The following is an 18,196-nucleotide window of genomic DNA, read 5'->3' as shown; positions in this document are numbered from 1 at the left end:
AATTGCAGGAAGGAGAAATACAATATGGCTAGAGAATTCTCCTTAAAAGATACGCGTAATATCGGCATCATGGCTCACATCGATGCCGGTAAAACGACGGCAACTGAACGTATTTTATACTACACAGGTCGTGTGCACAAAATTGGTGAAACACACGAAGGTGCTTCTCAAATGGACTGGATGGAGCAAGAGCAAGAGCGTGGTATTACAATCACGTCTGCTGCGACAACAGCACAATGGAAAGACCACCGTATCAATATCATTGATACTCCTGGACACGTAGACTTTACGGTTGAGGTTGAACGCTCATTACGTGTACTAGATGGAGCTGTGGCGGTACTTGATGCACAATCTGGTGTTGAACCGCAAACAGAAACGGTATGGCGTCAAGCAACTACTTATGGTGTTCCTCGTATTGTTTTCATTAACAAAATGGACAAAACAGGTGCAGACTTCATGTACTCTGTTGGAACATTACGCGATCGTTTACAAGCGAACGCACATCCAATTCAATTACCAATTGGAGCTGAAGATGAATTCACCGGCTACATTGATTTAATTGAAATGGTTGCTCATATTTCTAAAGATGACTTAGGTCAAGACTGGGAAATTACTGAGATTCCTGCTGATTTAAAAGATCAAGCAACTGAATTGCGTGAGTCTTTAGTAGAAGCAGTCGCTGAGTTAGATGAAGAACTTATGATGAAATATCTTGAGGGTGAAGAATTAACAAATGAAGAGCTTATGGCTGCAATCCGTAAAGGAACTTGTAATGTTGAGTTCTATCCAGTCATTTGTGGTTCTGCTTTCAAAAACAAAGGTGTTCAAGCACTTCTTGATGCAGTTCTTGCCTACCTACCATCACCGCTAGATGTAGCGGCGATTCGTGGACATGTGCCAGATTCTGAAGAAGAAGTAACTCGCGAACCTGGTGATGATCAACCATTTGCAGCACTTGCGTTTAAAGTAATGACAGATCCTTTCGTAGGAAAACTTACATTCTTCCGAGTGTACTCTGGAACGCTTAACTCTGGTTCTTATGTGCGTAATGCAACTAAAGACAAGCGTGAGCGTGTTGGTCGTATCCTTCAAATGCATGCTAATTCTCGTGAGGAAATCTCTACGGTTTACTCAGGTGACATTGCAGCGGCCGTTGGTTTAAAAGATACAACAACTGGTGATACTCTTTGTGATGAGAAAAACCTTGTTATCTTAGAGTCAATGCAGTTCCCGGAGCCTGTTATTCACTTATCTGTTGAGCCTAAGTCAAAAGCGGACCAAGATAAAATGGGTATCGCTCTTTCTAAACTTGCAGAGGAAGATCCAACATTTAAAACACATACTGATGAAGAAACAGGTCAAACAATTATCGGTGGTATGGGTGAACTTCACTTAGATATCATTGTTGATCGTATGAGACGTGAATTCAAAGTAGAAGCAAATGTTGGTGCTCCTCAAGTATCTTATCGTGAGACAATTCGTCAAACGGCACAAGTTGAAGGTAAGTTCGTTCGTCAATCGGGTGGACGCGGTCAATTTGGTCACGTTTGGGTTGAATTCTCACCTAACGAAGAGGGAGCAGGTTTTGAATTTGAAAATGCTGTTGTCGGTGGGGTAGTTCCGCGTGAATACATCAGTTCTGTTGAAGCGGGTATTTCAGAAGCTCTTGATAATGGTATGATCGCTGGTTTCCCAATCATCGATATCAAAGCAAAACTTTACGATGGTTCTTATCATGATGTCGATTCATCTGAGATGGCGTTTAAGATTGCCGCTTCTATGGCACTTAAGAATGCTAAATCAAAATGTAGCCCAGTTTTACTAGAGCCACTTATGAAAGTGGAAATCGTAATTCCTGAGGAGTACATGGGAGATATCATGGGAGATGTTACAGCTCGTCGTGGACGTGTTGAAGGTATGGACGCTCGTGGTAATGCACAAATTGTTAAAGCATTTGTTCCATTAGCTGAAATGTTCGGATATGCTACTTCACTTCGTTCTCGTACACAAGGCCGTGGTACTTACTCTATGTTCTTTGATCATTATGAAGAAGTGCCTAAGAGCGTTGCTGAAGAAATCATTAAGAAGCAAACAGGTCAATAAAAACCGTTAAGAATTGTTTCTTGTATCAATTTGTTGTATTCTAAGAAAGGTGTTATTCAACAATTAATGGGTAATTCACCTTTCTTATCCATAAAAAATTTAAATACTTATATTAAGGGAGGAATTGAATCATGGGTAAAGAAAAATTCGATCGTTCCAAAACACATGCCAATATTGGTACAATTGGACACGTTGACCATGGTAAAACAACACTAACTGCAGCAATCACTACTGTACTTGCTAAAAAGTCTGGTAAAGGAACTGCAATGGCATATGACGCAATCGACGGAGCTCCAGAGGAGCGTGAGCGTGGTATCACAATCTCAACTGCACACGTTGAGTACGAAACTGATTCTCGTCACTATGCACACGTTGACTGCCCAGGACACGCTGACTATGTTAAAAACATGATCACTGGTGCTGCACAAATGGACGGAGGAATCTTAGTAGTATCTGCTGCTGACGGTCCAATGCCACAAACTCGTGAGCACATCTTACTTTCTCGTCAAGTAGGTGTACCTTACCTTGTTGTATTCTTAAACAAATGTGACATGGTTGATGACGAAGAGTTATTAGAATTAGTAGAAATGGAAGTACGTGACCTTCTTTCTGAGTACGATTTCCCTGGTGATGACATTCCTGTTATCCAAGGTTCTGCTCTTAAAGCATTAGAAGGTGACGCTGCTTGGGAAGAAAAAATCGTTGAACTAATGAACGCAGTTGACGAGTATATCCCAACACCTCCACGTGACACTGAAAAGCCATTCATGATGCCAGTTGAGGATGTATTCTCAATCACTGGTCGTGGTACGGTTGCTACAGGTCGTGTAGAGCGTGGACAACTTAATGTTGGTGACGTTATCGACATCATTGGTCTTGCTGAGGAAAAATCTTCTACAACTGTAACTGGAGTAGAAATGTTCCGTAAGCTTCTTGACTATGCTGAAGCTGGCGACAACATTGGTGCATTACTACGTGGTGTATCTCGTGATGATATCCAACGTGGACAAGTTCTTGCTAAGCCAGGAACAATTACACCACACACAAACTTCCAAGCTGAAGTTTATGTTCTTTCAAAAGAAGAAGGTGGACGTCACACTCCATTCTTCTCTAACTACCGTCCTCAGTTCTACTTCCGTACAACTGACGTAACTGGAATTGTACATCTTCCAGAAGGCGTTGAGATGGTAATGCCTGGTGACAACATCGAAATGACTGTAGAATTAATTTCACCAATCGCGATTGAAGAAGGTACTAAATTCTCAATCCGTGAAGGTGGACGTACAGTTGGTGCTGGCGTTGTTGCAACAATTACAAAATAATTAACGGGTAACCGTTAAGTAAAGGAGCACTCTTAATAGGGTGCTCCTTTTATAATGGAGTAGGATATAAAAGGAAAAACTATTTTTAAAATAACCTTGCAAATATGTAGATGTATCTATATAATAGTAGAAGTGTGATTAACGAGATAAATACTTGATTTGTGCACTTCTTTCAAGTATAATGTTGAATGTTGGTCATTGACAGCGATGATGCGGAAGGTTGCTGACACACCAGGCCCCTTTGCCATGGCACGGTGTAGGAAATTTTCGCGGAGTATGTCTGTTTATAAAAATGGACGAAAAAGGAGGGGCTATTATGGCAAAGCAAAAGATTCGTATTCGTTTAAAAGCGTATGATCACCGTGTACTAGATCAATCAGCAGAAAAAATTGTAGAAACGGCAAAGCGTTCAGGTGCGCAAGTATCTGGTCCGATTCCGCTTCCAACTGAAAAATCAGTTTACACAGTTTTACGTGCGGTTCATAAGTACAAGGATTCTCGTGAACAATTCGAAATGCGCACGCATAAACGCCTAATTGACATTGTGAATCCAACTCCACAAACTGTGGATGCGCTAATGCGTTTGGACTTACCGTCAGGTGTAGATATCGAAATTAAATTGTAATTTTTAGACTGTAGATAGTCTTATATGAATAGAGAAAATGGCAAAATACATTATATTTTTATAGGAGGTGTTTCGGATGTCCAAAGGAATCTTAGGAAGAAAAATTGGTATGACTCAAGTATTTGCTGAAAATGGTGAAGTTATCCCAGTAACAGTAATTGAAGCTGAGCCAAATGTTGTTCTTCAAGTGAAAACTGTTGAGTCAGATGGTTATGAAGCGATTCAATTAGGATTTGCTGATCAGAAGAAGTCAAACATTAATAAGCCAGCTGAAGGTCATGCTGCAAAAGCAAGCACAACACCTAAGCGCTTCATTAAGGAAATCCGTAACGTAAGTCTTGCTGAGTATGAAGTAGGGCAAGAAGTTAAGGTAGATACATTTGCAATTGGTGAATCAATTGACGTAACAGGTATTTCTAAAGGGAAAGGTTTCCAAGGCGCAATCAAACGTCATAACCAATCTCGCGGACCAATGTCTCACGGTTCAAGATATCACCGTCGTCCTGGTTCAATGGGTCCTGTTGCTCCGAACCGTGTATTTAAAGGTAAATTATTACCTGGACGTATGGGTGGAGAACAAATTACGATCCAAAACTTAGAAGTCGTCAAAGTTGATACAGAACGTAATCTTCTATTAGTAAAAGGAAATGTTCCTGGAGCTAAGAAAAGTTATGTAACTGTTCAAAGTGCGGTTAAAGGAAACTAATTAACACTGTAAGAAAGGAGGCCACATCATGCCGAAAGTAGCATTATTTAATCAATCAGGTTCACAAGTTGGAGACATCGAGTTAGTTGAATCAATCTTTGGTTTAGAGCCAAATAAAGCTGTTTTACACGACGCTATCGTGATGCAACAAGCATCTTTACGTCAAGGAACTCACAAAACAAAAGGACGTTCTGAAGTACGCGGTGGAGGTCGTAAACCATGGCGTCAAAAAGGAACTGGTCGCGCTCGTCAAGGAACTATCCGTGCACCACAATGGGTTGGTGGAGGCGTAGTATTCGGACCAACTCCACGTAGCTACAGCTACAAATTACCGAAAAAAGTTCGTCGTTTAGCTATCAAATCTGCACTTTCAAGCAAAGTGAAAGCAGCGGAAATCGTTGTTTTAGAGGATCTTAAGTTTGATTCTATTAAAACAAAAGATATGGTTAATGTTTTAGCTGCATTATCTGTAGACTCAAAAGCATTAGTTGTTACAGCTAACTATGATGAAAAAGTTGCATTGTCTGCACGTAATATTCCTGGAGTAACAATCGTTACTGCGGAAGGTGTTAATGTATTAGATGTCATCAAGCATGATAAGCTAATCATCACCAAAGAAGCCGTTGAAAAGGTAGAGGAGGTGCTTGCGTAATGTCAAACGCTCGTGATATCATTAAGCGCCCAGTTATTACAGAACGTTCAGCTGATTTAATGAGTGAAAAAGTTTACACATTTGAAGTGGATGTTCGTGCGAATAAAACACAAATCAAAGATGCGGTTGAAGAAATCTTTGAAGTGAAAGTTTCTAAAGTGAACACGATGAATTACAAAGGTAAATCTAAGCGTTTTGGTCGTTACACTGGCTTTACAGCTCGTCGTAAAAAAGCTGTTGTCACTCTAACACCAGATAGCAAAGAACTTGAATTCTTCGAGGGAGTTTAATTTTTTAAAGAAGGAGGTAACTGAACATGGCTATTAAAAAGTACAAACCGACCAGTGCCGGTCGTCGTGGTATGTCTGTTCTAGATTTCAAGGAAATCACGACGGACAAACCAGAAAAATCATTGCTTGCACCGCTTCATAAAAAAGGCGGACGTAACAATCAAGGTAAATTAACTGTACGTCATCAAGGTGGCGGTCATAAGCGCCAATACCGTGTGATTGACTTTAAACGTAATAAAGATGGAATTCCAGGACGCGTTGCTACGATCGAATACGATCCGAACCGTTCGGCTAACATCGCTTTAGTCAACTATGCAGATGGTGAAAAGCGTTATATTTTAGCGCCTAAAGGTCTTAAAGTTGATATGATGATTGAGTCAGGCCCTAACTCTGATATTAAAGTTGGTAATGCTTTACCACTTATCAATATCCCTGTTGGTACTGTTATTCATAACATCGAATTAAAACCAGGTAAAGGCGGACAATTAGTTCGTTCTGCAGGAACAGAAGCTCAAGTTCTTGGTAAAGAAGAAAACTATGTTCTTGTACGTTTAAACTCTGGTGAAACTCGTTATATCTTAGCTACTTGCCGTGCTACAATTGGTCAAGTTGGTAATCTTGAGCACGAACTTGTGAATATCGGTAAAGCCGGTCGTTCTCGTTGGTTAGGCAAACGCCCAACTGTTCGTGGTTCTGTAATGAACCCTAACGATCACCCACACGGTGGTGGTGAAGGTAAATCACCTATCGGACGTAAATCTCCAATGTCACCATGGGGTAAACCAACTCTTGGTTACAAAACACGTAATAAAAACAAAGCGTCTGATAAGTATATTGTCCGTCGTCGTAAAAAATAACGGGATTAGTGCTGCGGTTCTAAGGTAGAACCGTGCGCCGATCACGAAGGGAGGATATCTCATGGGTCGTAGTTTAAAAAAGGGACCTTTTGTCGATGATCATTTAATGAAAAAAGTTGAAACGATGAACGAAGGAAATGACAAGCGCGTAATTAAAACTTGGTCACGTCGCTCAACAATTTTCCCTGACTTTATTGGTCACACGATTGCCGTTTATGATGGTCGTAAGCATGTTCCTGTATACATTTCTGAAGACATGGTAGGACACAAACTTGGAGAGTTTGCACCTACTCGTACGTATAAAGGTCACGCTGCTGATGATAAGAAAACAAGACGTTAAGGTGAGTTAGAGAGGAGGTCTTTAGTCTATGCAAGCTAAAGCTGTAGCCAAACAAATCCGTATTGCTCCTCGTAAAGTTCGTTTAGTTGTTGATCTTATTCGCGGCAAGCAAGTAGGTGAGGCGATTGCAATTCTTCGTCACACACCAAAAGCTGCTTCCACAGTAGTTGAGAAACTTCTTAACTCTGCGATTGCGAATGCTGAGCACAACTATGAAATGGAGCCAAATAATCTTGTAATTAGTGAAGTGTTTGTCGATGAGGGAGTAACGTTAAAACGTTTCCGTCCACGTGCACAAGGTCGTGCTAGTCGTATTAACAAGCGCACAAGCCACATCACACTAGTTGTAACAGAAAAGAAGGAGGGATAAAGCGTGGGTCAAAAGGTCAATCCTGTTGGACTTCGAGTAGGCGTTATTCGTGACTGGGAGTCAAAATGGTACGCTGATAAAGATTATGCTGATTTACTACACGAAGATATTAAAATTCGTGAGTACATCGAAAACCGTTTGAAAGATGCTTCAGTTTCTAAAGTTGAAATTGAGCGTGCTGCAAACCGCGTAAATGTAACTGTATCTACTGCTAAACCAGGAATGGTTATTGGTAAAGGTGGATCAGAAGTAGAAGCTTTACGTAAAGCTTTAAATGAACTAACTGGTAAAAGAGTTCATATTAACATTTTTGAAATTAAACATGCTGATTTAGATGCTAAATTAGTAGCTGAAAACATTGCTCGTCAATTAGAAAATCGTATTTCTTTCCGTCGTGCAATGAAACAAGCGATTCAACGCACAATGCGTTCAGGTGCAAAGGGTATTAAAACTCAAGTATCTGGTCGTTTAGGTGGTGCTGATATCGCTCGTGCTGAACATTATAGTGAAGGAACTGTTCCGCTTCACACTCTTCGTGCTGATATTGATTACGGTACAGCAGAAGCAGATACAACATACGGTAAACTAGGTGTGAAAATCTGGATCTATCGCGGTGAAGTTCTTCCAACGAAAGGGACGAACCAAAAGGAAGGAGGCAACTAATCATGTTAATGCCAAAACGTGTGAAATATCGTCGTGAACATCGTGGAAAAATGCGTGGTCGTGCCAAAGGCGGTACGGAAGTACATTTCGGTGAGTACGGTTTACAAGCTCAAGATGCTTCTTGGATTACAAACCGTCAAATCGAAGCGGCTCGTATTGCGATGACTCGTTATATGAAACGTGGTGGTAAAGTTTGGATTAAGATTTTCCCATCTAAACCTTACACTGCAAAACCTCTAGAAGTTCGAATGGGTTCAGGTAAAGGGGCTCCTGAAGGTTGGGTTGCTGTCGTTAAACCTGGAAAAGTTATGTTTGAAATCTCTGGAGTGTCAGAAGAGGTAGCTCGTGAAGCGTTACGTTTAGCTTCTCATAAATTACCTGTTAAATGTAAATTTGTAAAACGTGAAGAAGTGGGTGGTGACGCAAATGAAAGCTAATGATATTCGTAACTTAACCACTGCTGAAATTGAGCAAAAAACGAAATCACTTAAAGAAGAATTATTCAACCTTCGCTTTCAACTAGCGACTGGTCAATTAGATAATCCAGCCCGCATTCGTGAAGTTCGTAAAGCAATTGCTCGTGCAAAGACAGTTTTGCGTGAACGTGAGCTTGGAATTAACAACGGCTAAAAGGAGGTTTGCTAAAATATGGAACGCAACCAACGCAAAGTATATAATGGGCGCGTTGTTTCTGACAAAATGGATAAGACCATTACTGTTCTTGTCGAAACATACAAGAAAGACCGCCTTTACGGTAAGCGTGTAAAATATTCTAAGAAATTCAAAGCACATGATGAAGATAACAAAGCTAAAATTGGCGATATCGTTAAAATCATGGAAACTCGTCCATTATCAAAAGATAAACGTTTCCGTTTAATTGAAATCGTTGAAGAAGCGGTTATCATTTAATAGATGTTCTTTAGTTGAAGGGAGGTAAGATCGCATGATTCAACAAGAATCTCGTTTAAAAGTTGCTGATAACTCTGGTGCTCGTGAAGTGCTAGCTATCAAAGTTTTAGGTGGTTCTGGTCGCAAAACAGCTAATATTGGTGATGTTATCGTTTGTTCGGTGAAACAAGCAACACCAGGTGGCGTTGTCAAGAAAGGTGACGTTGTAAAAGCTGTTATTGTTCGTTCAAAAAGTGGTGCTCGTCGTAACGACGGTTCATATATCAAGTTTGATGAGAACGCAGTTGTAATTATTCGTGATGATAAGAGCCCTCGTGGAACTCGTATTTTTGGACCTGTAGCACGCGAACTTCGTGAAAATCAATTCATGAAGATTGTGTCTCTTGCTCCGGAAGTTCTTTAATCACTCATTAATGAGAAGGCCTGTCAAGGAGGTGCGAACATGGCAAATATGCATGTCAAAAAAGGTGACACTGTAAAAGTGATCTCTGGTAAAGACAAAGGTAAGCAGGGTGTTATTTTAGAAGCATTTCCGAAAAAGAATCGTGTCCTTGTTGAAGGCGTGAATTTCGTGAAAAAACACGCGAAACCGTCTCAAGATAACCCACAAGGTGGTATCTTAACGCAAGAAGCGCCGATTCATGCTTCAAATGTAATGCCAGTTGATCCTAAGTCTGGTGAACCTACTCGTGTAGGATATAAAGTAGTAGATGATAAAAAAGTACGTATTGCTAAAAAGTCTGGCGAAGTTCTAGATAAGTAGTCAGGTTGAAAGGAGGTTAATCCTGTGAATCGTTTAAAAGAAAAGTATTCAAATGAGATCGTCCCTTCTCTAGTAGAGAAGTTCAACTATACTTCAGTAATGGCTGTGCCTAAACTTGATAAAATTGTTGTCAACATGGGTATTGGTGATGCTGTTTCTAATGCAAAAGCTTTAGATAAAGCTGTTGAAGAGTTAGGACAAATCACTGGTCAAAAACCACTTGTAACAAAAGCGAAGAAATCAATCGCTGGTTTCAAACTTCGTGAAGGAATGCCTATCGGTGCGAAGGTTACTCTTCGTGGTGAGCGTATGTATGCATTCTTAGATAAATTAGTTACTGTTTCTTTACCACGTGTACGTGACTTCCGTGGTATCTCTAATAAAGCTTTTGATGGTCGTGGGAACTATACTCTTGGTGTTAAAGAGCAATTAATTTTCCCTGAAATTGATTATGATAAAGTGGATAAAGTACGTGGAATGGATGTTGTTATCGTAACAACAGCTAACACTGATGAAGAAGCTCGTGAATTATTAACACATATGGGAATGCCGTTCAAAAAATAATACGGTCACCTAATAAGAGGAGGGAAAACATTGGCAAAGAAATCAATGATTGCAAAGCAAAAACGTACACAAAAGTATAAAGTACAAGAATATACACGTTGTGAACGTTGCGGTCGTCCTCATTCAGTTATTCGTAAGTTTAAACTTTGCCGGATTTGCTTCAGAGAACTTGCGCATAAAGGGCAAATTCCTGGTGTGAAGAAAGCTAGCTGGTAAGCTCAAGAACGGGAAGGAGGTAAAAACAAATGGTCATGACAGATCCTATTGCAGATATGCTGACTCGTATTCGTAATGCGAACACAGTTCGTCACGAGAAGCTAGAATTGCCTGCTTCAAAGGTGAAGAAGGAAATCGCTGAAATCTTAAAACGTGAAGGTTTCATTCGTGATTACGAATATGTTGAAGATAATAAACAAGGAGTTATCCGTATCTTCTTAAAATACGGTCCAACAAACGAACGTGTAATTACTGGTTTAAAACGTATCAGTAAGCCTGGTCTTCGTGTATACGCAAAAGCCGGTGAGCTTCCTCGTGTACTTGGTGGACTTGGTATTGCTATCGTTTCTACTTCTAACGGAGTGTTAACTGATAAAGAAGCTCGCAGCCAACAAATCGGCGGAGAAGTTTTAGCATACGTTTGGTAAGAAGATTCTTTAATTGAACGGAGGTGTATTGTATGTCTCGTATTGGTAATAAACCAGTTGAAGTTCCAAGTGGTGTTACAGTTACTCTTGATGGTACAACTTTTACAGTTAAAGGACCTAAAGGTGAATTAACACGTGAACTTCATTCAGACATGAAAGTAAACGTTGAAGAAAAGCAAATTACAGTTGAACGACCATCTGATAAAAAGGAGCACAAAGCTCTTCATGGTACAACTGCTAGTTTGATTGGCAATATGGTAGAAGGAGTAACAAAAGGTTATGAGCGTGGTTTAGAATTAGTCGGTGTCGGTTACCGTGCTACTAAATCTGGCCAAAAGCTTGTACTTAACGTTGGTTACTCACATCCAGTTGAAATCGTTCCTGAAGCAGGAATCGAAATCGAAGTTCCTTCAAATACGAAAGTAATCGTAAAAGGTATTGATAAAGAACGTGTAGGTGCTGTTGCTTCTAACATTCGTTCTGTACGTCTACCTGAACCTTACAAAGGAAAAGGAATTCGCTACGAAGGTGAACACATCCGTCGTAAAGAAGGAAAAACTGGTAAATAATCATTAAATTACGGAAAGGACTGACGTTCAATGATTACGAAGCCTAATAAAAATACGGCACGTAAGAAAAGACACGCTCACGTTCGTCGCACAATTACAGGAACTCCTGAACGTCCGCGCTTAAATGTATTCCGTTCATCTAAACATATCTATGCTCAATTAATCGACGATGTAAATGGTGTTACTTTAGCATCTGCTTCATCTTTAGATAAAGAGTTAGGTTTAGAAAACGGTAGTAATACAGAAGCTGCTAAACAAGTAGGAGCACTTGTAGCAAAACGTGCAGTTGAGAATGGACATAAAGTCATTGTCTTTGATCGTGGCGGTTTTATATACCACGGACGTGTAGCAACTTTAGCAGACGCAGCTCGTGAAGCTGGTCTAGAATTTTAAACAAAAAAGGAGGGAAAACGAATGCGTCGTATTGACCCTAATACGTTGGAACTTGAAGAAAAAGTAGTAGCTGTCAATCGTGTAGCAAAGGTTGTTAAAGGTGGACGTCGTTTCCGCTTTGCTGCATTGGTTGTAGTTGGCGATAAAAACGGTCATGTCGGTTTCGGTATGGGTAAAGCTCAGGAAGTTCCTGAAGCTATCCGTAAAGCGGTAGAAGATGCGAAGAAAAACCTCATTGAAGTACCAGTTGTTGGTACAACAATTCCACATTTAGTAACAGGACATTTTGGAGCAGGTCGTGTATTATTAAAACCAGCTTCAGAGGGTACTGGAGTTATTGCAGGTGGACCTGTACGTGCGGTTCTTGACCTTGCAGGTGTAGGTGACATTCTTTCTAAATCACTTGGTTCAAATAATCCTATCAACATGGTACGTGCTACTATGCAAGGATTATCAAGCCTTAAGCGTGCTGAAGAAGTTGCGAAACTTCGCGGTAAATCAGTAGAAGAACTGTTAGGATAAGGAGGGACATTAAATGGCTAAGAAATTAGAAATTACCCTCACTCGTAGTCTTATCGGTCGTCCGAAAGACCAACGCGTTACAGTTAACACACTTGGGTTACGTAAAATGCATCAAACAGTAGTTCAAGAAGATAACGCAGCGATTCGCGGTATGGTAAATAAGGTTTCACACCTTTTAACAGTAACAGAGATCGAAGCATAATATCATTATTCTTATTAATGAGGAGGTGTCGACATGAAACTTCATGAGTTAAAACCTGCAGAAGGATCACGTAAAGTTCGTAACCGCGTAGGTCGTGGTATCGGTTCTGGAAACGGAAAAACATCAGGTAGAGGACACAAAGGTCAAAATTCACGTTCTGGTGGCGGTGTACGTCCAGGTTTTGAAGGTGGTCAAAATCCTCTGTACCGTCGTTTGCCAAAACGTGGTTTTACTAATCCAACTCGTAAGGAATTTACGGTTGTTAATTTAGATACTCTTAATCGTTTTGAGGAAGGTACTGAAGTAACACCTGAATTACTAATTGAGTCTGGTACTGTGAAAAACGTTAAATACGGTATTAAGATTTTGGGTAACGGTAAAATTGAAAAGAACTTAACGGTTAAAGCCAATAAGTTCTCGGCCTCAGCTGTAGCAGCAATCGAAGCTGCTGGCGGAAAAACAGAGGTGATTTAATGTTCCAAACGATCTCCAACATCATTAGGGTGGGTGATATCCGTCGTAAGGTCGTATTCACCCTTCTTATGCTCATTGTATTTAGGATTGGGAGCTTTATTCCTATACCAGGTTCTAATAGTGATGTACTAAACTTTGTAGACCAAGCTAATGCTTTTGGTTTTCTCAATACGTTTGGCGGGGGAGCATTAGGGAACTTTTCAATTTTTGCAATGGGGATTATGCCATATATTACTGCCTCGATCGTAGTGCAGTTATTACAAATGGATGTAGTTCCTAAGTTTGCAGAATGGGCAAAACAAGGAGAAGCTGGAAGACGTAAGTTAACTCAGTTTACTCGATATGGAACGATCGTTTTAGGATTCATTCAAGCGTTAGGAATGTCGGTTGGGTTTAATGCTATGTTCCCAGGATTAATTCCTAACCCATCAATTCCAATGTATATATTTATAGCTCTCGTTTTAACTGCTGGTACGGCATTCCTTATGTGGTTAGGTGAACAAATTACTGCATATGGTGTCGGAAATGGTATTTCTATCTTAATTTTTGCTGGTATTGCTGCTGGAATTCCAAATGCGGTTAACCAGATTTACGCACTTCAAATTGAAAATGCAGGTGACCAATTATTCCTAAGCATTGTAACCATTTTGTTATTATTGCTTGCGATTTTGGCAATTACAGTTGGAGTAATATTTATACAGCAAGCATTAAGAAAAATTCCAGTTCAGTATGCAAAGCGTCTAGCTGGTCGTAGCCCGGTTGGAGGACAGTCAACGCATTTACCAATTAAAGTAAATGCTGCAGGGGTAATTCCGGTTATCTTCGCATTATCGTTGTTTATGTTCCCACCAGTCGTTGCAGGATTTTTCGGTAGAGATAATGCTGTTTCAAACTGGATTATTACGTATTTCGATTATACTAACCCTGTTGGGATGATTGTTTATGCGGCATTAATTATTGGGTTTACGTATTTCTATACATTTGTTCAAGTTAACCCTGAGCAGATGGCTGAAAACCTTAAAAAACAAGGTGGCTATATCCCAGGCATTCGTCCAGGAAAATCAACACAAACTTACTTAACGCGCATTTTATATCGTTTAACGTTTGTTGGCGCAATCTTCTTAGCGGTTGTAGCAATTCTTCCGGTCTTTTTTACAAAGTTACTCGGGTTGCCACAAGCAATTCAAATTGGTGGAACTGGATTGTTAATCGTAGTTGGTGTAGCATTAGATACGATGAAACGTATTGAAAGTCAATTAATTAAACGTTCATATAAAGGGTTTATTAAGTAAAAAGGGGAGCAGGGTAAGAAGGCTTTCTCGTCCTGTTTCTCTTAGTTGTTATAATGGATATTGGAGGGATATTAGTGAATCTTATTTTAATGGGTTTACCAGGCGCTGGTAAGGGAACTCAAGCTGAGAGAATTGTAGAAAAATATCAAATTCCTCACATTTCAACTGGTGATATGTTTCGTGCGGCAATTAAAGGCCAAACTGATCTAGGTGTTAAAGCAAAATCTTTTATCGATGCGGGTGAGTTAGTTCCTGATGAAGTAACCATCGGTATTGTACGCGAACGTCTTAATGAAGATGATTGTAAAGATGGCTTTTTACTTGATGGTTTTCCTCGTACTGTTGCACAAGCAGAAGCATTAGAAGATATTCTGTCATCAATGGGACGTAAGATTGATTATGTTTTAAATGTTGATGTACCGGAGCAGCTGTTGATGGATCGATTAACAGGTCGACGGGTATCACCTACATCTGGAAAAACGTATCACGTGATTTTCAATCCACCTAAAGTGGAAGGTGTATGTGACCTAGATGGTAGTGAATTAATTCAACGTGACGATGACAAACCAGAAACGGTTAAGAAACGTCTTGAAGTGAATCAACAACAAGCACAACCTCTTATCGATTTTTACTCGGCAAAAGGTTATCTTGAAAATATTAAAGGTGACCAAGACATTAATGTTGTTTTTACTGATATTGATCAATTATTAAGAGGAATTCATGCATGATCATTTGTAAAACCGAGCGCGAGCTTGAGATAATGCGTGAAGCCGGTTCGATTGTTGCTCTTACACATCAAGCGTTACAAGAATATATCAAGCCTGGTGTAACAACAATTAAACTAGACAAAATAGCTGAAGAGTTTATTCGTTCTCACGATGCAACACCCTCTTTCAAAGGCTATAATGGATTCAAAGGTAGTATCTGTGCTTCAGTAAATGAAGAGTTAGTACATGGTATTCCAGGGAATCGCGTGCTGAAGGATGGCGACATCATCAGTATTGACATCGGGGCATATTACAACGGATATCATGGTGATTCTGCTTGGACATATGCAGTAGGGGATATTAGTGATGACGACAAGAAATTGCTTGAAGTCACGGAAGCTTCCCTTTTCAAAGGTCTAGAACAGGCACAGCCTGGTGGTCGGCTATCAGATATATCTCATGCGATTCAGTCATATGTAGAGCCTTTTGGTTTTTCGATTGTGCGTGAGTATGTTGGACATGGCGTTGGGCAAGACTTACATGAGGATCCACAAATCCCTCATTACGGTCCCCCTGGTAAAGGACCACGTTTAAAACCAGGAATGGTTTTAGCGATTGAACCGATGGTGAATGCTGGTTCGCGATATGTGCGAACTCTTGCAGACAACTGGACGGTTGAGACAGTTGACAAAAAGAATTGTGCCCACTTTGAGCACACTATTGCGATTACTGATTCAGGCTTTGAGATTTTAACAAAAGCTGATTAGATTTCGATAGTTTTGAAGTGATTAACATGTGACTAATTAAAGGTTGCATATAGGTGAGCAACTTTTTGTATATACAAGATTTACTGAAGGAAGGAGCGTGAATACCTATGGCGAAAGAGGATGTAATTGAAGTTGAAGGTACAGTAATTGAACCACTTCCTAATGCAATGTTTCGTGTAGAGTTAGAAAATGGACATAAAGTTTTAGCACACGTATCGGGAAAAATTAGAATGCACTTTATTCGAATTTTACCTGGTGATAAAGTGACTGTTGAACTTTCACCTTATGATTTAACTCGTGGACGAATTACTTATCGTTATAAATAAATAGCGTTCATCGTTAACAAAAAACGTTGTTCGTTTTTGAATTCGATCTGTTTAAGTCAATTTAAATCTCATGCACTCCGTACCATAAGGAGGTAACAAAAATGAAGGTTAGACCATCTGTCAAGCCGATTTGTGAAAAGTGCAAAGTCATCCGTCGTAAAGGGACGGTTATGGTTATTTGTGAAAACCCGAAACATAAACAAAAGCAAGGTTAATATAAGGAGGTGCTAATTAATGGCACGTATTGCTGGTGTTGATATTCCTCGTGACAAACGTGTAGTCATTGCACTTACGTATGTCTTCGGAATTGGAAAAGCTAAATCAACAGAAATTCTTGCACAAGCTGGTGTTTCAGAAAGTACACGCGTTCGTGACTTAACTGAAGAAGAGCTAGGTCGCATTCGTGAAGCTGTAGAAGCACACACAGTAGAAGGAGACCTTCGTCGTGAAGTTTCTCTTAACATTAAACGTCTAATTGAAATTGGTTCGTATCGTGGTATCCGCCACCGTCGTAGTCTACCAGTTCGTGGTCAAAACTCTAAAAACAATGCACGTACGCGTAAAGGTCCTCGTCGTACTGTAGCGAATAAGAAGAAATAAGTAAGGGAGGTCGTATAAGCAATGGCTAAGAAAACGAATACTCGTCCAAAGCGTCGTCAACGTAAAAATGTTGAATCGGGTGTTGCACATATTCGTTCAACATTCAACAACACTATCGTGACGATTACTGATGTACACGGTAATGCAATTTCATGGGCAAGTGCTGGAGCATTAGGCTTCAAGGGTTCTCGTAAGTCAACTCCATTTGCTGCTCAAATGGCGGCAGAAGCTGCGGCAAAAACAGCAATGGAAAACGGCATGAAAACAATCGAAGTATCTGTAAAAGGTCCTGGCGCGGGTCGTGAAGCTGCAATTCGTTCATTACAAGCTGTCGGACTAGAAGTCAACATGATCAAAGATGTGACTCCAGTTCCACATAACGGCTGCCGTCCGCCAAAACGTCGTAGAGTGTAACGGAATCAATCATTGTATAGATTTCCTGAATGTGTCAATAATGGATAAGACGGAAAAAAATCCAGTTGGCAAGTAAGGTGAAACGGTTGGGAACTGCCTAATGGGATGTCCGGTTAGGCTTTCCTAACAGTCTACCGGAGTTCGACGTTTTGAAGGAGGGTTTGTTTAATGATTGAAATCGAAAAGCCAATTATTGAAACGGTTGAAGTTAGTGAAGACGCAAAGTACGGAAAGTTTGTAGTAGAACCACTAGAACGTGGGTATGGTACAACTCTAGGAAACTCCTTACGTCGTATTCTTCTATCATCACTACCGGGTGCGGCGATTACTTCAGTACAAATTGATGGGGTTTTACATGAGTTTTCTACAATCGAAGGGGTTGTAGAAGACGTAACAACAATCATCTTAAACTTGAAGAAGCTAGCACTGAAGATATATTCAGATGAAGAAAAGACTTTGGAAATTGATGTACAAGGTGAAGGAGAAGTAAGAGCGGGAGATTTAACACATGATAGTGATATCGAAGTGTTGAACCCTGACTTATATATTGCTACCTTAGCAAAAGGTGCAAACCTTCGTATGCGTTTAACAGCCAAACGTGGCCGTGGTTATGTATTGGCTGTGGGAAATAAAAATGAAGATCAACCAATTGGTGTTCTTCCGATCGACTCGATTTACACACCAGTATCACGTGTAAACTATCAAATAGAAAATACTCGTGTCGGTCAAGTGACGAATTATGACAAACTTACTCTTGATGTGTGGACTGATGGAAGTATTCGACCTGAAGAAGCGGTTTCTTTAGGTGCGAAGATTTTAACAGAACACCTTAACATCTTCGTCGGTTTAACGGATCAAGCACAAAATGCGGAAATCATGGTCGAAAAAGAAGAGGATCAGAAAGAAAAAGTTCTTGAAATGACAATTGAAGAGCTTGATTTATCTGTTCGTTCTTATAACTGTTTAAAACGTGCGGGCATTAACACTGTACAAGAGCTTACACAAAAAACAGAAGAAGACATGATGAAAGTACGTAATCTTGGACGTAAATCTTTAGAAGAAGTTCAAGAGAAGCTTGGTGAACTAGGTCTTGGTCTTCGTAAAGAAGATTAAGTTTAGGCA

General features: G+C 40.1%; 31 protein-coding genes. All 31 read left to right on the top strand.

Annotated elements, in window-relative coordinates:
• Positions 1-24: 24 nt before the first annotated feature.
• Positions 25-2,103 carry an elongation factor G gene (fusA, locus tag AA0017_RS18615; RefSeq protein WP_413376893.1) on the top strand — a complete coding sequence of 693 codons (2,079 nt, stop codon included), beginning with the start codon at positions 25-27 and terminating at the stop codon, positions 2,101-2,103.
• Positions 2,104-2,234: 131 nt separating this feature from the next.
• Entirely contained in the window at positions 2,235-3,425 is a 1,191-nt protein-coding gene (gene tuf / locus AA0017_RS18610) for an elongation factor Tu (RefSeq protein WP_413376892.1), read from the top strand.
• A gap of 316 nt (positions 3,426-3,741) precedes the next feature.
• Positions 3,742-4,050 carry a 30S ribosomal protein S10 gene (gene rpsJ / locus AA0017_RS18605; RefSeq protein ID WP_045486734.1) on the top strand — a complete coding sequence of 103 codons (309 nt, stop codon included), beginning with the start codon at positions 3,742-3,744 and terminating at the stop codon, positions 4,048-4,050.
• A gap of 76 nt (positions 4,051-4,126) precedes the next feature.
• Entirely contained in the window at positions 4,127-4,756 is a 630-nt protein-coding gene (gene rplC / locus AA0017_RS18600) for a 50S ribosomal protein L3 (RefSeq protein WP_413376890.1), read from the top strand.
• 28 nt (positions 4,757-4,784) lie between these two features.
• Positions 4,785-5,408: a 50S ribosomal protein L4 gene (gene rplD / locus AA0017_RS18595; RefSeq protein ID WP_413376888.1), complete on the top strand. Its 624-nt coding sequence runs from the start codon at positions 4,785-4,787 to the stop codon at positions 5,406-5,408.
• Entirely contained in the window at positions 5,408-5,698 is a 291-nt protein-coding gene (rplW, locus tag AA0017_RS18590; protein WP_413376886.1) for a 50S ribosomal protein L23, read from the top strand. The genes rplD and rplW overlap by 1 nt, the downstream gene beginning before the upstream one ends.
• Positions 5,699-5,724: 26 nt before the next feature.
• Positions 5,725-6,555: a 50S ribosomal protein L2 gene (gene rplB, locus AA0017_RS18585; RefSeq protein ID WP_413376884.1), complete on the top strand. Its 831-nt coding sequence runs from the start codon at positions 5,725-5,727 to the stop codon at positions 6,553-6,555.
• A gap of 61 nt (positions 6,556-6,616) precedes the next feature.
• Positions 6,617-6,895, top strand: a complete 279-nt coding sequence (rpsS, locus tag AA0017_RS18580; protein WP_003322614.1) for a 30S ribosomal protein S19 — start codon at positions 6,617-6,619, stop codon at positions 6,893-6,895.
• A 28-nt stretch (positions 6,896-6,923) separates the two neighbouring features.
• The gene (gene rplV, locus AA0017_RS18575) at positions 6,924-7,265 is read left to right on the top strand and encodes a 50S ribosomal protein L22 (RefSeq protein ID WP_413376882.1); all 342 of its coding nucleotides are present in this window, start codon (positions 6,924-6,926) and stop codon (positions 7,263-7,265) included.
• A 3-nt stretch (positions 7,266-7,268) separates the two neighbouring features.
• Entirely contained in the window at positions 7,269-7,928 is a 660-nt protein-coding gene (gene rpsC, locus AA0017_RS18570; protein WP_003322616.1) for a 30S ribosomal protein S3, read from the top strand.
• A gap of 2 nt (positions 7,929-7,930) precedes the next feature.
• Entirely contained in the window at positions 7,931-8,365 is a 435-nt protein-coding gene (rplP, locus tag AA0017_RS18565) for a 50S ribosomal protein L16 (RefSeq protein ID WP_003322617.1), read from the top strand.
• Positions 8,355-8,558, top strand: a complete 204-nt coding sequence (gene rpmC, locus AA0017_RS18560; protein ID WP_003322618.1) for a 50S ribosomal protein L29 — start codon at positions 8,355-8,357, stop codon at positions 8,556-8,558. The genes rplP and rpmC overlap by 11 nt, the downstream gene beginning before the upstream one ends.
• Before the next feature lie 18 nt (positions 8,559-8,576).
• Entirely contained in the window at positions 8,577-8,837 is a 261-nt protein-coding gene (rpsQ, locus tag AA0017_RS18555; protein WP_003322619.1) for a 30S ribosomal protein S17, read from the top strand.
• Between the two features lie 34 nt (positions 8,838-8,871).
• Positions 8,872-9,240: a 50S ribosomal protein L14 gene (rplN, locus tag AA0017_RS18550; protein WP_003322621.1), complete on the top strand. Its 369-nt coding sequence runs from the start codon at positions 8,872-8,874 to the stop codon at positions 9,238-9,240.
• Positions 9,241-9,288: 48 nt separating this feature from the next.
• Positions 9,289-9,600: a 50S ribosomal protein L24 gene (rplX, locus tag AA0017_RS18545; RefSeq protein WP_003322622.1), complete on the top strand. Its 312-nt coding sequence runs from the start codon at positions 9,289-9,291 to the stop codon at positions 9,598-9,600.
• 24 nt (positions 9,601-9,624) lie between these two features.
• Complete coding sequence (rplE, locus tag AA0017_RS18540; RefSeq protein ID WP_413376879.1) at positions 9,625-10,164, top strand: 50S ribosomal protein L5; 540 nt, start codon at positions 9,625-9,627, stop codon at positions 10,162-10,164.
• Between the two features lie 30 nt (positions 10,165-10,194).
• The gene (locus tag AA0017_RS18535) at positions 10,195-10,380 is read left to right on the top strand and encodes a type Z 30S ribosomal protein S14 (RefSeq protein ID WP_003322624.1); all 186 of its coding nucleotides are present in this window, start codon (positions 10,195-10,197) and stop codon (positions 10,378-10,380) included.
• Between the two features lie 29 nt (positions 10,381-10,409).
• On the top strand, positions 10,410-10,808 hold the full coding sequence (rpsH, locus tag AA0017_RS18530; protein ID WP_003322625.1) for a 30S ribosomal protein S8: 399 nt from the start codon (positions 10,410-10,412) through the stop codon (positions 10,806-10,808).
• A 32-nt stretch (positions 10,809-10,840) separates the two neighbouring features.
• On the top strand, positions 10,841-11,377 hold the full coding sequence (gene rplF, locus AA0017_RS18525; protein WP_413376877.1) for a 50S ribosomal protein L6: 537 nt from the start codon (positions 10,841-10,843) through the stop codon (positions 11,375-11,377).
• 30 nt (positions 11,378-11,407) lie between these two features.
• Positions 11,408-11,770: a 50S ribosomal protein L18 gene (rplR, locus tag AA0017_RS18520; RefSeq protein ID WP_413376875.1), complete on the top strand. Its 363-nt coding sequence runs from the start codon at positions 11,408-11,410 to the stop codon at positions 11,768-11,770.
• 21 nt (positions 11,771-11,791) lie between these two features.
• Positions 11,792-12,292: a 30S ribosomal protein S5 gene (gene rpsE / locus AA0017_RS18515; RefSeq protein ID WP_003322628.1), complete on the top strand. Its 501-nt coding sequence runs from the start codon at positions 11,792-11,794 to the stop codon at positions 12,290-12,292.
• A gap of 13 nt (positions 12,293-12,305) precedes the next feature.
• Positions 12,306-12,494, top strand: coding sequence for a 50S ribosomal protein L30 (rpmD, locus tag AA0017_RS18510; RefSeq protein ID WP_003322629.1), 189 nt, complete (start codon positions 12,306-12,308; stop codon positions 12,492-12,494).
• 33 nt (positions 12,495-12,527) lie between these two features.
• The gene (gene rplO / locus AA0017_RS18505) at positions 12,528-12,968 is read left to right on the top strand and encodes a 50S ribosomal protein L15 (protein WP_003322630.1); all 441 of its coding nucleotides are present in this window, start codon (positions 12,528-12,530) and stop codon (positions 12,966-12,968) included.
• Positions 12,968-14,260 (top strand): preprotein translocase subunit SecY, encoded by a 1,293-nt coding sequence (gene secY / locus AA0017_RS18500; protein ID WP_413376873.1) that lies wholly within the window; start codon positions 12,968-12,970, stop codon positions 14,258-14,260. The genes rplO and secY overlap by 1 nt, the downstream gene beginning before the upstream one ends.
• Positions 14,261-14,334: 74 nt before the next feature.
• Entirely contained in the window at positions 14,335-14,988 is a 654-nt protein-coding gene (locus AA0017_RS18495; RefSeq protein ID WP_413376871.1) for an adenylate kinase, read from the top strand.
• On the top strand, positions 14,985-15,734 hold the full coding sequence (gene map, locus AA0017_RS18490; protein ID WP_413376870.1) for a type I methionyl aminopeptidase: 750 nt from the start codon (positions 14,985-14,987) through the stop codon (positions 15,732-15,734). Before AA0017_RS18495 ends, map begins: the two co-directional genes overlap by 4 nt.
• Before the next feature lie 107 nt (positions 15,735-15,841).
• A complete protein-coding gene (gene infA / locus AA0017_RS18485; RefSeq protein ID WP_003322635.1) occupies positions 15,842-16,060 on the top strand; it encodes a translation initiation factor IF-1 in 219 nt (72 codons plus the stop codon).
• 101 nt (positions 16,061-16,161) lie between these two features.
• Entirely contained in the window at positions 16,162-16,275 is a 114-nt protein-coding gene (gene rpmJ, locus AA0017_RS18480) for a 50S ribosomal protein L36 (protein WP_003322638.1), read from the top strand.
• A 19-nt stretch (positions 16,276-16,294) separates the two neighbouring features.
• On the top strand, positions 16,295-16,660 hold the full coding sequence (gene rpsM, locus AA0017_RS18475) for a 30S ribosomal protein S13 (protein ID WP_413376867.1): 366 nt from the start codon (positions 16,295-16,297) through the stop codon (positions 16,658-16,660).
• Between the two features lie 21 nt (positions 16,661-16,681).
• Entirely contained in the window at positions 16,682-17,074 is a 393-nt protein-coding gene (rpsK, locus tag AA0017_RS18470) for a 30S ribosomal protein S11 (protein WP_413376865.1), read from the top strand.
• Positions 17,075-17,242: 168 nt separating this feature from the next.
• On the top strand, positions 17,243-18,187 hold the full coding sequence (locus AA0017_RS18465; RefSeq protein ID WP_413376863.1) for a DNA-directed RNA polymerase subunit alpha: 945 nt from the start codon (positions 17,243-17,245) through the stop codon (positions 18,185-18,187).
• Positions 18,188-18,196 lie beyond the last annotated feature (9 nt).

It is taken from the genome of Alkalihalobacillus phoenicis (assembly GCF_047302405.1).
In the GTDB taxonomy this organism is placed as follows: Bacteria; Bacillota; Bacilli; order Bacillales; family Bacillaceae_D; genus Alkalihalobacillus.
This window is presented reverse-complemented; position numbering and strand designations above follow the sequence as displayed.